Source organism: Porphyrobacter sp. HT-58-2 (assembly GCF_002952215.1).
GTDB lineage: Bacteria > Pseudomonadota > Alphaproteobacteria > Sphingomonadales > Sphingomonadaceae > Erythrobacter.
Genome location: NZ_CP022600.1, coordinates 2,552,275 through 2,565,796, shown reverse-complemented (window position 1 = coordinate 2,565,796; position 13,522 = coordinate 2,552,275). Strand labels below are relative to the sequence as shown.

Annotated in this window: 16 protein-coding genes; 10 read left to right on the top strand and 6 right to left on the bottom strand. The window is 63.6% G+C overall.

Features of this window, described 5'->3' with window-relative positions:
• Positions 1–16: 16 nt before the first annotated feature.
• The 8 genes from CHX26_RS12060 (at position 17) to rimK (ending at position 7,304) form a co-directional block, all read left to right on the top strand.
• Positions 17–1,042 carry an aspartate-semialdehyde dehydrogenase gene (locus CHX26_RS12060; protein ID WP_104942576.1) on the top strand — a complete coding sequence of 342 codons (1,026 nt, stop codon included), beginning with the start codon at positions 17–19 and terminating at the stop codon, positions 1,040–1,042.
• An 8-nt stretch (positions 1,043–1,050) separates the two neighbouring features.
• On the top strand, positions 1,051–1,671 hold the full coding sequence (locus CHX26_RS12055; protein ID WP_146107732.1) for a DUF2238 domain-containing protein: 621 nt from the start codon (positions 1,051–1,053) through the stop codon (positions 1,669–1,671).
• Positions 1,668–2,240, top strand: a complete 573-nt coding sequence (locus tag CHX26_RS12050; protein WP_233997142.1) for an aspartate-semialdehyde dehydrogenase — start codon at positions 1,668–1,670, stop codon at positions 2,238–2,240. The genes CHX26_RS12055 and CHX26_RS12050 overlap by 4 nt, the downstream gene beginning before the upstream one ends.
• Positions 2,237–2,995, top strand: coding sequence for an alpha/beta fold hydrolase (locus tag CHX26_RS12045; protein WP_233997141.1), 759 nt, complete (start codon positions 2,237–2,239; stop codon positions 2,993–2,995). Before CHX26_RS12050 ends, CHX26_RS12045 begins: the two co-directional genes overlap by 4 nt.
• Positions 2,996–3,058: 63 nt before the next feature.
• Entirely contained in the window at positions 3,059–4,909 is a 1,851-nt protein-coding gene (locus CHX26_RS12040) for a M2 family metallopeptidase (RefSeq protein WP_104942573.1), read from the top strand.
• Positions 4,909–5,922 (top strand): YncE family protein, encoded by a 1,014-nt coding sequence (locus CHX26_RS12035; protein ID WP_104942572.1) that lies wholly within the window; start codon positions 4,909–4,911, stop codon positions 5,920–5,922. The genes CHX26_RS12040 and CHX26_RS12035 overlap by 1 nt, the downstream gene beginning before the upstream one ends.
• A complete protein-coding gene (locus tag CHX26_RS12030) occupies positions 5,919–6,374 on the top strand; it encodes an ATP-dependent zinc protease family protein (RefSeq protein WP_104942571.1) in 456 nt (151 codons plus the stop codon). Before CHX26_RS12035 ends, CHX26_RS12030 begins: the two co-directional genes overlap by 4 nt.
• Before the next feature lie 24 nt (positions 6,375–6,398).
• Positions 6,399–7,304 carry a 30S ribosomal protein S6--L-glutamate ligase gene (gene rimK, locus CHX26_RS12025; RefSeq protein WP_104942570.1) on the top strand — a complete coding sequence of 302 codons (906 nt, stop codon included), beginning with the start codon at positions 6,399–6,401 and terminating at the stop codon, positions 7,302–7,304.
• A gap of 144 nt (positions 7,305–7,448) precedes the next feature.
• Here rimK and CHX26_RS12020 read toward each other — a convergent pair whose 3' ends face one another.
• The 5 genes from CHX26_RS12020 to rpsF form a co-directional block, all read right to left on the bottom strand.
• Positions 7,449–8,207 carry an SDR family NAD(P)-dependent oxidoreductase gene (locus CHX26_RS12020; protein ID WP_104942569.1) on the bottom strand — a complete coding sequence of 253 codons (759 nt, stop codon included), beginning with the start codon at positions 8,205–8,207 and terminating at the stop codon, positions 7,449–7,451.
• Positions 8,204–9,640, bottom strand: a complete 1,437-nt coding sequence (locus CHX26_RS12015) for an AMP nucleosidase (protein ID WP_104942568.1) — start codon at positions 9,638–9,640, stop codon at positions 8,204–8,206. The genes CHX26_RS12020 and CHX26_RS12015 overlap by 4 nt, the downstream gene beginning before the upstream one ends.
• A 136-nt stretch (positions 9,641–9,776) precedes the next feature.
• Entirely contained in the window at positions 9,777–10,382 is a 606-nt protein-coding gene (gene rplI / locus CHX26_RS12010; protein ID WP_104942567.1) for a 50S ribosomal protein L9, read from the bottom strand.
• A 14-nt stretch (positions 10,383–10,396) separates the two neighbouring features.
• Positions 10,397–10,621 carry a 30S ribosomal protein S18 gene (gene rpsR / locus CHX26_RS12005; RefSeq protein WP_017665523.1) on the bottom strand — a complete coding sequence of 75 codons (225 nt, stop codon included), beginning with the start codon at positions 10,619–10,621 and terminating at the stop codon, positions 10,397–10,399.
• The gene (gene rpsF / locus CHX26_RS12000; RefSeq protein ID WP_104943415.1) at positions 10,621–10,986 is read right to left on the bottom strand and encodes a 30S ribosomal protein S6; all 366 of its coding nucleotides are present in this window, start codon (positions 10,984–10,986) and stop codon (positions 10,621–10,623) included. Before rpsF ends, rpsR begins: the two co-directional genes overlap by 1 nt.
• 217 nt (positions 10,987–11,203) lie before the next feature.
• On the opposite strand from rpsF, the gene CHX26_RS11995 reads away from it, so the two are divergent.
• Together CHX26_RS11995 and CHX26_RS11990 are read left to right on the top strand one after the other, a co-directional pair.
• Entirely contained in the window at positions 11,204–12,151 is a 948-nt protein-coding gene (locus tag CHX26_RS11995) for a DUF808 domain-containing protein (protein WP_104942566.1), read from the top strand.
• 10 nt (positions 12,152–12,161) lie between these two features.
• Complete coding sequence (locus CHX26_RS11990; protein ID WP_104942565.1) at positions 12,162–12,803, top strand: glutathione S-transferase family protein; 642 nt, start codon at positions 12,162–12,164, stop codon at positions 12,801–12,803.
• On the opposite strand, the gene CHX26_RS11985 is transcribed toward CHX26_RS11990, so the two are convergent.
• Positions 12,800–13,438: a class I SAM-dependent methyltransferase gene (locus tag CHX26_RS11985; protein WP_104942564.1), complete on the bottom strand. Its 639-nt coding sequence runs from the start codon at positions 13,436–13,438 to the stop codon at positions 12,800–12,802. The two genes, CHX26_RS11990 and CHX26_RS11985, sit on opposite strands and share 4 nt — an antisense overlap.
• Between the last annotated feature and the right edge of the window lie 84 nt (positions 13,439–13,522).

Here is a 13,522-nt window from a genome sequence, read left to right as displayed (position 1 = left end):
ATCAGGAGAATGCCAAGTGGGTTACCGGGTGGCAGTGGTCGGCGCGACCGGCAATGTCGGACGCGAAATGATGCAGGTCCTCGCCGAGCGTGAGTTTCCGTGCGACGAAGTCGCCGCGGTTGCCTCGCCGCGCTCGACGGGGAGTGAAGTCGAATTCGGCGACACCGGCAAGATGCTCAAGTGCAAGAACATCGAGCATTTCGATTTTGCCGGCTGGGACATTGCCCTGTTCGCGGCGGGCTCCGGTCCGGCCAAGGAGTATGCCCCCAAGGCAGCGGCTGCCGGTTGCATCGTGATTGACAACTCGTCGCTCTACCGCATGGATCCCGATGTTCCGCTGATCGTGCCCGAGGTGAACCCCGACGCGATTGACGGCTACACCGCCCGCAACATTATCGCCAACCCCAACTGCTCGACCGCACAGCTGGTGGTGGCGCTGAAGCCGCTGCACGATGCAGCAACCATCAAGCGCGTGGTGGTGAGCACCTATCAGTCGACGTCGGGCGCTGGGAAGGCCGGGATGGACGAGCTGTTCGCCCAGTCCCGCGCGATCTTCGTCGGCGATCCGGTCGAACCGCAGAAGTTCACCAAGCAGATCGCCTTCAACGTCATCCCCCATATCGACAGCTTCCTCGACGATGGTTCGACCAAGGAAGAATGGAAGATGGTGGTCGAGACCAAGAAGATCCTCGATCCGAAGATCAAGCTGACCGCGACCTGCGTGCGCGTGCCAGTGTTTGTCGGCCATTCGGAGGCCGTCAATATCGAGTTCGAGAACGAAATCTCTGCCGAACAGGCGATGGACATCCTGCGCGAAGCCCCCGGCGTGATGCTGGTCGATAAGCGCGAGGACGGGGGCTACATCACCCCGATCGAATGCGTCGGCGATGCCGCGACCTTTGTCAGCCGGGTGCGCGAAGACCCGACGGTGGAGAACGGCCTGACGCTGTGGTGCGTCTCGGACAATCTGCGCAAAGGGGCCGCCCTCAACGCGGTGCAGATCGCCGAACTGCTCGGGCGGCGGCACCTGAAGAAGGGCTGACTGCGCGCGTGGCGCGGTTACCGCTGGCGCAGACATGGATGCTCGCGGCAGTGGCACTGGGCGTGCCGCTGAGCGCTTGGGGCGCGCTTTATCCGGCCAATACGTGGCTTCAGGTCGGGCCGGTGGTGCTGCTGCTGCCGGTGGGCTGGCGGGCATTGCGGCGCTGGCCGATCAGCAATCTATCCGCCGGATGCATGGCCGCGTTTGTCCTTCTGCATCTCTTTGCCGCGCGCTGGTCTTACAGTTTCGTGCCCTATGATGCGTGGTTAAGCGGGGGGATCAACGAAGCTTTCGGGTTTCAGCGCAACATGTTCGATCGGGTGGTACATTTCGCCTTCGGCCTGCTCGCCATGCCGCCCATGGTGGAGGCAGGTGTGCGATACTGGGGCCTTTCGCGACGAATGGCGCTCGTTTTCGGTGTGCTATTCGTGCTTGCGGTGGGCGGGCTCTACGAAATCTTCGAATGGAGCCTCACCCTCGCGCTCGCCCCTGAGGCAGCCCGAGCCTATAATGGCGAACAGGGCGACATGTTTGACGCGCAGAAGGATATGGCGCTAGCGGCCTTGGGAGCAATTCTGGTCGCCCCGCTGGTACGCAGGGCCGGGTGGTGGAAAGGGATGCAGGAATGACGCGCGGAGTGGGTCTCTTGATGTTGGCAGGCGCGCTCGCGCTGGCGGGCTGTGACAACGGCGATGTGCCGAGCCCGGCGGAACGTCAGCAAGGTGAAACTGCCGACCGGGCGCTTGCGGTTGACGTCGTTGAGCTGCGTGCCGAAGGCCTGTCTGCGGGCCCTGAAGCGTTCTATTTCGCGGCCGGCCAGAAGGAGGTCGAGGCTTCGCTTGTCCGGACGCTGGGGCCAGTGCTGCGTACGGGCGAGAATCCTGAATGCGGGGCCGGTGCGATCACCTTCACGGACTTCCCCGGTGGCCTCACCGCTCACTTCCAGCAGGGGCGGCTGGTGGGCTGGAACTGGCATTTGACACAGGACGGCGATACGCCTGCCAGCGGCACTGTCCGGCTGGCAGGCAAGGTGCAGGTCGGCAGCCCCCGTGCCGATGCCGAGGCTGCACCCGGCTTTGCGCTGGTCGAGGGTAGCACGCTGGGTGAGGAATTCGCCCTTGGAGAGCGCATCGGCGGGTTCATTGCGGGCGACAAGGTGGAGATGCTCTACGCCGGAACCCAATGTTTCTTCCGGTGACCGAGACCTTCCGCTTCGCCAGCTTCGACGGCACCGAACTTGCCGTGCATACTGAAGGCGCGGGCCGCCCCGTGATCCTGCTCCATGGGCTGTTTTCCTCGGCCCAGATGAACTGGATCAAGTGGGGCCACGGCGCTCGGCTAGCGGCGGCGGGCTGCCGCGCAATCATGTTCGATTTCCGTGTTCACGGCGAGAGCGCGGCGCCGCGCGATCCAGCGGCCTATCCGGTCGGCGTGCTTGTGCGCGATGTGGCCGCGCTGGCGGAGCAAATGGAATTGGCACCGGGAAGTTTCGACTTGGTCGGCTTCTCGCTCGGCGCACGCACAGCAATCCACGCGGTGGCCTACGGAATTCTCGAACCGCGCCGTTTGTGTGTGTGCGGGATGGGGTTGGCAGGCCTTTCCGAATGGCAGCGACGTGCGGGTTTCTTCAAGCGGGTGATCGACGAATTCGACACGATTCGTCCCGGCGACCCTGCCTTCGCCGCGCGCACCTTTCTCAGGTCGCAGGGTGTCGACCGTAGTGCGGCGCGCCTGCTGCTTGATGCGATGGATGATTTCGACGTCGCGCGCCTCGCCTCCATCACGATGCCAACTGCCGTGATCTGCGGTGACGCGGATCAGGACAATGGCTCGGCCGAGGAACTTGCCGCGCTGCTGCCCGATGCGCGCTATATCGCCGTTCCCGGAACGCATATGAGCAGTGTGACCAAGCCTGAACTCGGCGAGGCAATCACAGGCTTTCTGGCGGCTTGATTCCCGCTGCCGAGGGGTTCAAACCCTCCAGCATTGTCACATGACTGACGGGAACCTGCCATCATGAATCTTGCCGTCCCCCTTCTGCGGAGTGCCGCAGCCGCGCTAGCTATTGCCGTTGCCGCGCCTCTTGCGGCGCAGGATGCACCTGCGCAAACCGTCGCCGAATATCCCGAAACGCCTGAAGGGGCGAAGGCGTGGATCGCCATGGTCGAGGCCGATTTTGCAGATTTCTCTAAGGCCTATGCCCACATTTCCTGGATCAATGCGACCTATATCAACCACGACAGCGACACACTCGCGGCCAAGTATGGAGCCGAGTTGACGCTGAAGCAGGTCGCCTATGCCAACGAAGCGGCGCGCTATGCCCGCATTGCCGGACTGGATGCCGAGACTACCCGCAAGCTCGACATGCTGCGCAACGGCATTTCACTGCCCGCTCCGAACCGCCCCGGCGCGGCCGAGGAACTCAATGACATCGCCACCCGTCTCGGCTCGGCCTATGGCCGGGGCAAGGGGACGCTCAACGGCCAGCCTATCAACGGCAGCGATATCGAGGCCGAGATGGGCAATCTCGACCGCACGCCTGAAGAATTGAAGGAAATGTGGGCAAGCTGGCATGACAATGTCGGCGCGCCGATGCGTTCGGATTATGCTCGCATGACTGCGCTCGCCAATGAAGGCGCCAAGGAATTGGGCTTTGCCGATTTCGGCGCCATGTGGCGTTCGGGGTACGATATGCCGCCCGAACAGTTCGCCGCCGAGACGGAGCGGATGTGGCAGGAGGTCAAGCCGCTCTATATCGCGCTGCACACCTATGTCCGGCGCAAGCTCAACGAGAAGTATGGCGACGCCGTCCAGCCGCGCACCGGCCCGATCCGTGCCGACCTGCTGGGCAATATGTGGGCGCAGGAATGGGGCAACATCTACCCGCTGGTCGCGCCTGCAGGCGCAGGCGATATTGGGTATGATCTGACCGACCTTATCGCGAAGAAGAACCTTGATGCGGTCGGCATGGTCAAGGTGGGTGAGCAGTTTTTCTCGTCGCTGGGTTTTGCACCACTGCCTGCCACCTTCTGGGAACGCAGCCAGTTCACCAAGCCCGCCGACCGCGAAGTGGTGTGCCATGCCTCGGCCTGGAACGTCGACAATGTCGATGATCTACGCATCAAGATGTGCATCAAGCCCAACGCGGACGACTTCATCACCATCCACCACGAGCTGGGCCACAACTATTATCAGCGCGCCTATAACGGGCAGGATTTCCTGCACCTGACTGGCGCCAATGACGGGTTCCACGAGGCGATCGGCGACATGATCGCGCTGTCGATCACGCCGGAATATCTGGTCCAGATCGACATGCTCGATCCCAAGGACGTGCCGAGCGCGGACAAGGACATTGGCCTGTTGTTGCGGCAGGCGATGGACAAGGTCGCGTTCCTGCCTTTTGGATTGCTGCTCGATCGCTATCGCTGGGGGCTCTACGATGGGTCGATCCCGGAAGCTGCGATGAACACCGGATGGAACGATCCGCGCCGCGACTATCAGGGCGTGGTGCCGCCAGTGCCGCGTGATCCTGAGGGCTTTGATGCGGGGGCGAAATATCACATTCCCGGCAACGTCAGCTACACCCGCTATTTCCTCGCGCGGCTGCTCCAGTTCCAGTTCTACAAGGCCGCCTGCGACACCGCCGGGTGGAAGGGGCCGCTCCACCGCTGCTCGTTCTACGGCAACAAGGAGGTCGGCGCGAAGCTCAACGCGATGCTGGAAATGGGCGCCTCCAAGCCCTGGCCCGATGCTCTGGAAGCCTTCACCGGCGAGCGACAGATGAGCGGCAAGGCGATGGCTGAATACTTTGCTCCGCTCAAGAAGTGGCTCGATCAGCAGAACAAGGGCGAGAAGGCCGGCTGGTGATGCGACGCGGGCGCGGATGGATCGTGGGGGCTGCGCTGCTGGTGCTCGCCGCCTGCACGCCGGTTGAAGCGCCGGACAGGGCGGGGGCAGCTACTATGCCACCGACGCTGTTTGTCGCGGCCAAGCGCGGCAACAGTCTGGCCAAGGTCGATCTGGCGACCGGCAGGCAAGTGCTCAGGGTGCCAAGCTGCGCCAATCCGCACGAGCTTGCCACCTCGCCTGATGGCCGTCATGTCGCGCTCGCCTGCTATGGCGGCTGGAGTGTCGATATCTTCCGCACCGATTCTCTCGAAAAGGTCGTCAGCATCACCGTGGGCCGCAACGCCCGTCCGCATGGCATTGTCTGGCATCCCGGCGGAACGATCTATGTCACCACCGAGGCGCGGCAGTCGATCTTCAGGATCGAACATCCCCTGTCTGAAAAGCCCGCCCTGACCGAGTTCGCCACCGCCCAGCAAGGCAGCCACATGATCGTGGTCGCACCTGATGAAAGCGTGGCGTGGACCACTGATCTCGGGTCGCGCACGGTGACGCGGATCGATCTCGTCACCCGCCGCGCGCCGCTTTCGGTCACGGTGGGGGAGGAGCCGGAGGGCATTTCCCTGTCACCCGATGGCGAAACCCTGTGGGTCTCGGCGCGGGGCTCCAACCAGGCCTTCGCGCTCGATCCGCATAAGATGGAGGTGCGCGAGACCGTGGCGACCGGGCGCTTTCCCCTGCGCATCGCAATCCGCCCGCAAGGCGATGTTGCGATCACGTCAGACCTGCAGGACGGCACCCTGAGCGTCATCGACACGGCCACCGCCAAGGTGATCCGCACCATTGTCGTCTCAAGCCCCGCCGAGGCTGAGACGCGTTTTCAGGTCACCATCCTGTGGTCGGCTGACGGCAGCCGTATCTATGTCGCCGAAACCGGATCGGACACTGTCGCCGAAGTCGATTACGCCACCGGCAAGGTACTGCGTCGTCTCCCCGGCGGCGCGGGCGGAGACGGGATGGCGATCCTGCCTTGACGGACGCAAAGCCCCTGACTGTCGTCGGTTGGCGCGAGCTTGTCGGCCTGCCCGAACTCGGCCTTGTCGGCATCCCCGCCAAGATCGACACCGGCGCGCGCACATCTTCGCTCCATGCCCATGTGCTTGATGATTTTCGGCGCGATGGAAGACGCTATGTCCGTTTTGCGGTCGACTGGGGGGGGATGCGGCACACCTGCGAAGCGGTGCATGTCGATTTGCGTGGCATCACCAGTTCCAATGGCGAGAGGCAGGAACGCTTTGTCATAAAGACGCCGCTGTCGATCGGTAATATGACGTTCCGGGCAGAAATAAGCCTGGCGGACCGGTCCCAGATGCAATTCCCGATGCTGATCGGGCGCACGGCGCTCAGGAGGCGTTTCGTCGTTGATAGCGGTTATTCGTGGCTGCAATCGCCGGTGAATGCGGATATGGGGCCGGGCCGCCGGTAGAAGACCGGCTTCGAAAGGTACCCCATGAAAATCGCGATGCTGGCGCGCAACGCCAACCTTTATTCGCACCAGCGCCTGAAGGAGGCGGCTGAGGCGCGTGGCCATGAGCTTGATATTCTCAACACGTTGCGCTGCACGGTGCATATCGCCAGCCATCGCCCGCAGGTCTTCTACAACGGCGCACCAATTGCCAATTACGATGCGGTGATCCCGCGTATCGGGGCTTCGATCACGAACTACGGTCTCGCGATCCTGCGCCAGTTCGAGATGCGCGGGATTTGGTCATTGAACGAAAGCGTCGCCATCGGCCGCAGCCGCGACAAGCTGCGCTCGCTCCAGATTCTCGCCAAGCACGGCCTCGGTCTGCCGCTGACCGCCTATGCCAATGATCCCAAGCAAGCCGAGGAGATTATCCGCGCTGTCAAAGGCCCGCCGGTGGTGATCAAGCTGATCGAGGGCACGCAGGGCATCGGCGTGGTGCTGGCCGAAACCATGAGCAGCGCCAAGTCGGTGATCGAGGCGTTTCGCGGCGCGAACGTCAACATTCTGGTGCAGGAATTCATCAAGGAAGCCGGCGGCACCGATATTCGCGCGCTGGTGGTGGGCGGCAAGGTCGTCGCCGCGATGCAACGCACCGGTGCGCCGGACGAATTCCGATCGAACCTCCATCGCGGTGGCAGCGCGCAAGTCATTAAAATCACACCGGAAGAACGCTCTACCGCCGTGCGGGCGGCCAAGCGCATGGGGCTGAACGTGTGCGGGGTGGACATGCTGCGCAGCAATCATGGCCCCGTCATCATGGAGGTCAATTCCTCCCCCGGCCTCGAAGGCATCGAAAGCGCGACGGGCAAGGATATTGCCGGCCAGATCATCGAGTTCATCGTGGCGAATGCGAAGGGCGGCGCGACCAAGACCAAGGGCAAAGGCTAGCCGCTGCTTACCCCTCGTCCGGGCGATGTTTCACGTGAAAACGCTTGAAAAACGCTGCTCTGGGAGGGGTCTGAGCGAGGTCTGAGGTGGGTCTGACCAGGGTCTGACCCGGGTCTGGCTGGCGCTGAAGGGGGCTGGCGCGCATCACGCATTGCGCGCCATCAGCCCGCCATCCACCGGGATCGCGACCCCGGTGATGTAGCTTGCCGCAGGGAGCACCAGCGACAGGGTGATGTGGGCGACTTCCTCCGGCTCGCCATAGCGTCTCAGAGCGGTGCGCCGCTTGGCGAAGATTGCCTTGTGCTCCTCGGCCACGGCATCGGTCATTGCGGTGCGGATGGGGCCGGGGCAGATGCAGTTGACCGTGATCCCTTCCGGACCGAGATCGACCGCCAGCCCGCGCGTCAGGCCCACAACGCCGGTCTTGGCTGCCACATATGGCGTATCCCCCGGGGTCGCGCCCAATCCTTCGGTCGAGGCGATGTTGACGATCCGCGGCGCATCGCTCTGCCGCAACCACGGCAAGGCGGCGCGCACCATGCGTTGATGTGCGGTCAGCATCACGGCGATGGCGCGGTGCCAGATGTCCTCATAGGCCGGGTCATCCAGTGCGCAGAAGCTGGAGACCCCGGCATTGTTCACCAGAATGTCCACCGCTCCAAAATCCGCGCCGATCTGCTCCACGGTGCTGGTGATAGCCGCCCCGTCCGCCACATCGAGCGCATAGGCTCGCGCGCCTTCCCCGCATTCGGTCGCAACCGCTTGCGCTGCTTTGGCCTCAAGGTCGACCACCGCCACCCGCGCGCCCTCGGCGGCAAACAGCCGCGCGGTTGCCCGGCCCATGCCGCTGGCCGCGCCGGTCACGATGGCGACCCGGCCCGCGATGGAGCGCGAGAGGCTCATCTGAACGGCGGCTCGTTAAAGGCGCGCAGTTTGCGCGAGTGCAGTCGGTCGCCCTCGTCGCGCAGCTTGGCGCAGGCGACGATGCCCATTTGCAGGTGCGCGGCGATGGCCTCCTCGTAGAACTTGTTGGCCTGCCCGGGCAGCTTGATCTCGCCGTGCAGCGGCTTGTCCGAGACGCACAGCAGCGTGCCGTAGGGGACGCGGAAGCGGTAGCCCTGCGTGGCGATGGTCGCGCTTTCCATGTCGATGGCGATGGCGCGGCTCTGGGAGAAACGCTTGGCTGACGAAGAATAGCGCAGCTCCCAGTTGCGATCATCGGTGGTCACGACCGTGCCGGTGCGCATCCGCTGTTTCAGGTTCGCGCCCTGCACGCCGCTGACTTCCTCTGCTGCCAGTGCCATCGCCTGCTGCACTTCGGCAATCGGCGGGATCGGCACTTCGGGGGGCAGGACGGGATCGAGCACGTGATCATCGCGCAGGTATGCGTGGGCGAGTACGAAGTCACCGATCTTTTGGGTGGAACGAAGGCCGCCGCAGTGGCCGATCATCAGCCAGGCGTGGGGGCGCAGCACCGCCAGGTGATCGCAGATCGTCTTCGCGTTGGACGGGCCGACGCCGATGTTGACGAGGGTAATCCCGCGCCCGTCCTCGCGGATCAGGTGATAGGCGGGCATCTGGTGGCGGCGCCATGCCGTGTCGTTCAGCTGATCCTGCGCGTGGACGGTCGGCTCACGGATGTCGAGCCCGGCCGCGCCGGTCAGCGCGACATAGCCATTCTGGCCGATCTGTGCGGCGCCCCAGTTCACGAATTCATCGACATAGCGGTGATAGTTGGTGAACAGAATGAAGTCCTGAAAATCGCTGACTTCGCTGCCGGTGTAGTGCTTCAGCCGCGCCAGTGAATAATCGGTGCGAAGCCCGTCGAACAGCGAGAGGGGAATGTCGCTGGTGCCGTCGATTTCGATTCCGTCGGCCAGTTCATCGCCGATCAGGGCCAGATCGGTTGAGGGGAAGTGCGCCGCGATGTCCTGCGGGGAAATGCCGACCATCGCTGCGCCCGCCTCGCCATCGAGCACATAGGGGAAGGGGATCTCCTGCCGCGACCGGCTGACGCTGACGTCGATTTCATATTCAGCGGCGATCAGCTGGAGCTGCTCAGTCAGGTAATGCGCGAAAAGATCGGGGCGGGTGACCGTGGTGGTATAGGTACCGGGCATCTCCAGCCGTCCAAAGGCGCGGCTGCGATCACGCGGCGCGCCGACCCCGGCATAGCGCAGGGTGATCAGGGGATAGGCGTAGGAGCCGTCTTCGCGCTTGCGAGCGGGGGGAATCGTGCCATCCTTGCCAAAGGCGATCACATCATCGCGCAAGGTGCGCACCGCCTCGTCGTAATGCTGCTGCAGCTGGGCGAGAATCCCGGGAATATCGATCATGGCAGTTGCTCTGCTCCTTTGTTGTTATCGTTGCGTGTCAGCACCTTGGCGTTTGCGGGTGCTGTTTACAAGAAGGGCGCGAAGATCGAGATGACCTTCGCGCCCTTCTTGTGTGTCAGCCGGGAGGCCGGGAGGCTTACGCGTCCTCGCCGCCTTCGAGCAGTTCGGCCGGGATCTCGCCGGGTTCGAGGCTGGTGTCGATGCGGGTGGCATCGGCCTGTTCCTCGATCGCGCGCTGTTCGTCTTCGAACATCTGCGCGAGCACGTCGACGCCTTCGCTCTGCAGCTTGGCTTCGTCGTCAGAACGGGCAACGTTGGCCTTCACCGTGACGCGCACTTCGGGGTGCAGGGCAACGGTGACGTTGTGCATCCCGATGTTCTTGATCGGCGCGCCAAGGATGACCATGCGCTTGTCGACGCTGTGGCCCTGTTCGGCGAGACCGGCGACGATGTCGCGGACGCTGACCGAGCCGTAGAGCTGGCCGGCGTTCGAGGCGGCGCGGATCAGCACCACTTCTGCGCCTGCAACCTTTTCGCCCATGGCTTCGGCATCAGTGCGGCGGGCGGCGTTCTCGGCCACCAGACGCTCACGGTTGGCTTCGAAGACCTTCTTGTTGGCTTCGTTGGCGCGGAGAGCCTTCTTCTGCGGCAGCAGGAAGTTGCGCGCATAGCCATCCTTCACGGTGACAATGTCGCCGATCGCGCCGAGCTTTTCGATGCGCTCAAGGAGAATGATATCCATGTGTCCTTCTCCTCTTACTTCACGATGAAGGGCAGCAGGCCGATCTGGCGCGCGCGCTTGATCGCCTGAGCCAGTTCACGCTGCTTCTTCGCCGAGACGGCGGTGATGCGCGAAGGCACGATCTTGCCACGCTCGGACATGAAGCCCTGCAGCAGGCGCACGTCCTTGTAATCGATCTTGGGGGCGTCCTTGGCCGCGAACGGGCAGGACTTGCGGCGGCGGAAAAACGGGCGGGCCATCAGTCGCGCTCCTCACGGGTTTCGCGGCGCTTCCGCTCGCGTTCGTTCTTGCGCATCATCACGCTGGGGCCTTCCTCGTGGGCGTCCACGCGGATGGTCATGTAACGGATGATGTCTTCGTTGATACGGGTCTGGCGCTCGAGTTCGGCAACCACCGAGCCGGGGGCATCGATGTTGAGCAGCACGAAGTGTGCCTTGCGGTTGCGCTCGATCTTGTAGGCGAGGGACTTGAGGCCCCAGGTCTCGGTCTTGGTGACCTTGCCGTTGCCGGCTTCGACAATTTCGGTGGCTTGCGCCGCCAGCGCGTCAACCTGAGCCTGGCTCAGATCCTGACGCGCAAGAAAGACGTGCTCGTAGAGCGCCATCTTGCGTCCTTTCACTACCTGCCGATCGCTGGCTGATCCGTCCGCATATGGATGGGGCCCCTCCGGCTTTCTTCGATACATCGCCGGGCGGTTCCCATGCGAAGCGCGGCCCCTTACAGCTTTGCGGGTGAATTGCAAGTCTTGTCGGTGCGCAAGCGTAAGGGCAGGCGCGCATCAGCGGGTTGTCCGACCTGCATGATTCGCAAGGGGGTTTGCCGTGCCGTCAGGTCTTGTAGCATTGCTCGATGATATTGCCGTGATCGCCAAGGCTGCTTCGGCCTCGATCGACGATGTGGCCGTGGCCGCGGGCAAGGCGGGGACGAAGACTGCCGGCGTGGTGATCGACGATGCGGCCGTGACGCCGAGCTATGTCACCGGGCTCTCGCCAGCGCGCGAGCTGCCGATCATCTGGAAGATCACCAAGGGAAGTCTCAGGAACAAACTCCTGTTCCTGCTGCCTGGCGCGCTGCTGTTGTCCGAATTCCTGCCCGGCGCAATCATCTGGCTGCTGATGCTGGGCGGGGCCTTTCTGTGCTACGAAGGCGCGGAAAAGGTGATGGAGAAGCTCGGCGCGGCCAAGCATGGCACGACGCTAGAGGACGAGATTACCGATCCGGTCGCCTTCGAGAACGAACGCGTGGGCGGGGCGATCCGCACCGATTTCATCCTCTCGGCCGAGATCATGGCGATCACGCTCGCCGCGCTCGAACTGCCGAGCTGGTGGGAGCGCGGGCTGGCGCTGGCGCTGGTGGCAATCGTGGTGACGGTGGCGGTCTACGGCACAGTCGCGGTGATCGTGAAGATCGACGATATCGGGCTCCATCTGACCCAGCAGGGCGAGGCGTGGAAGCAGCGTTTCGGGCACCTGCTGCTGGCCTTTGTGCCAAAGCTGCTGGTGGCGTTGTCGATCATCGGCACGATTGCGATGCTGTGGGTCGGCGGCGGGATCATCGTCCATGGCACCCACGAGGTGGGCTTCCACGCGCTTTACGACCTGATCCACGGCGCCGAGGGCGCGGTGATGGCGGCGACCGGTGCGCTGGGCGGTGTGGCGGGCTGGGTGACCTATGCGGCGCTTTCGGGGATTGTCGGGCTTGTGCTGGGCGCGATTATCGCCTTTGTCCTGCACAAAGTGCTGGGTGTGGGCGCGGGCGAGGGGCATTAAGGCTGCGCCCATGAGCAAACCTGTCCTTTACACCTGCGCCCGTTCGCGCGGCCTGCGCGCCACCTGGGCGGCGGAGGAAGCGGGCGTCGATATCGACCTCAGGATCCTGCCGTTTCCGCCCCGCTATCTTGCGCCGGACTACATGGAACTGAACCCGCTCGGCACGGTGCCGCTGCTGGTGGATGGCGACACCCGGATGACCGAGAGCTGCGCCATCGCGCATTACCTCGCCACGCGCGAGGGGTTCACCCCGTTGGCGGTAGCGCCCGGGGAGCGGGATTACGGCGAGTATTGCGACTTCACCTACCACGCCGACGCGACGATCACCTTCCCCCAGACGGTCTATATGCGCTTCTGCCTGTTCGAGAAGGACAAGGGGTTGCAGGAAGCAGGGCAGGCCTATGCCAAGTGGTTCCACAAGCGGTTGGTGAAGATTGAGCAGCGCCTTCAATCTCGCGAATACCTGTGTGCCGACCGCTTCACCGTCGCCGACATCTGCGTCGGTTATGCGCTGATCCTGGCGGAAAGCGTCGGGTTGGATGAGGGCGTGCCGGACAGCCTCAAGGCCTACCGCGCCCGTCTCAGCGCGCGCCCCGCCTTTATTCGGGCCTTTGCGCGGGAGGAAGCGGGCCGCAAGGCGCTTGAAAGCTAGGCCTGTTCCTCGCTTTTCCAGCCCCATGCAAGGCGGCATGGCAGGATGTTGAGCCATTCGAAGCCATCGTCGACCCGGCTGAAATATTGCGCCGTCAGATCGCGCGCGACCTTGCTGAACTGGTAGGTCAGGAACGCGCCGCCCGGGCGGACTGCCCTGTGCGTGGCCGCTGCGATGCGCGGGCCGACGCCTTCGGGCAGAGTCGAGAACGGCAGGCCCGACAGCACGTAATCGGCGTGTTCGAAGCCATGGGCGCTGATGATTGCCTCGACATCCTCTGCCGAGCCATGGACTGCGATGAAGCGGCTGTCCCCGATGGTGCGCCTGAGATAGTCGATGAACAACGGGTTGGTGTCGATCACGATCAGCGTCCCGTCACGCCGCAGCTTGTCGAGCACCGGGCGACAGAAAGTACCGACGCCGGGGCCATATTCAACGAAAAGGCGGCAGTGCTCCCAATCCACCGGCGCGAGCATCCTGCGGATCGTGAAGCGCGATGACGGGATGATCGAACCGACCATTACAGGATGTTCGATGAAACCCTGTATGAACACGCCCCACGGCCCAAAGAACTGCCGCAGCTTGCGCTTCCAGCGCGAGAGCCTGCGTTGCTGCGAAAGCTCGTAACCTGTCACGCTGGATCAACACCCTTTGCTGCACCCCGGAGATGAGGCCCAAGATCCAGACAGATCGCAATTCCGCGGCCGCTTTGCAAGGAT

Bases quoted from the DNA above. Each gene is read 5' to 3' on its own strand.
- CHX26_RS12050 (WP_233997142.1), top strand. From the start codon at position 1,668: ATGACGCGCGGAGTGGGTCTCTTGATGTTGGCAGGCGCGCTCGCGCTG.
- CHX26_RS12040 (WP_104942573.1), top strand. From the start codon at position 3,059: ATGAATCTTGCCGTCCCCCTTCTGCGGAGTGCCGCAGCCGCGCTAGCT.
- CHX26_RS12035 (WP_104942572.1), top strand. From the start codon at position 4,909: ATGCGACGCGGGCGCGGATGGATCGTGGGGGCTGCGCTGCTGGTGCTC.
- rimK (WP_104942570.1), top strand. From the start codon at position 6,399: ATGAAAATCGCGATGCTGGCGCGCAACGCCAACCTTTATTCGCACCAG.
- CHX26_RS12020 (WP_104942569.1), bottom strand. From the start codon at position 8,207: ATGAGCCTCTCGCGCTCCATCGCGGGCCGGGTCGCCATCGTGACCGGC.
- CHX26_RS12015 (WP_104942568.1), bottom strand. From the start codon at position 9,640: ATGATCGATATTCCCGGGATTCTCGCCCAGCTGCAGCAGCATTACGAC.
- rplI (WP_104942567.1), bottom strand. From the start codon at position 10,382: ATGGATATCATTCTCCTTGAGCGCATCGAAAAGCTCGGCGCGATCGGC.
- rpsR (WP_017665523.1), bottom strand. From the start codon at position 10,621: ATGGCCCGCCCGTTTTTCCGCCGCCGCAAGTCCTGCCCGTTCGCGGCC.
- rpsF (WP_104943415.1), bottom strand. From the start codon at position 10,986: ATGGCGCTCTACGAGCACGTCTTTCTTGCGCGTCAGGATCTGAGCCAG.
- CHX26_RS11990 (WP_104942565.1), top strand. From the start codon at position 12,162: ATGAGCAAACCTGTCCTTTACACCTGCGCCCGTTCGCGCGGCCTGCGC.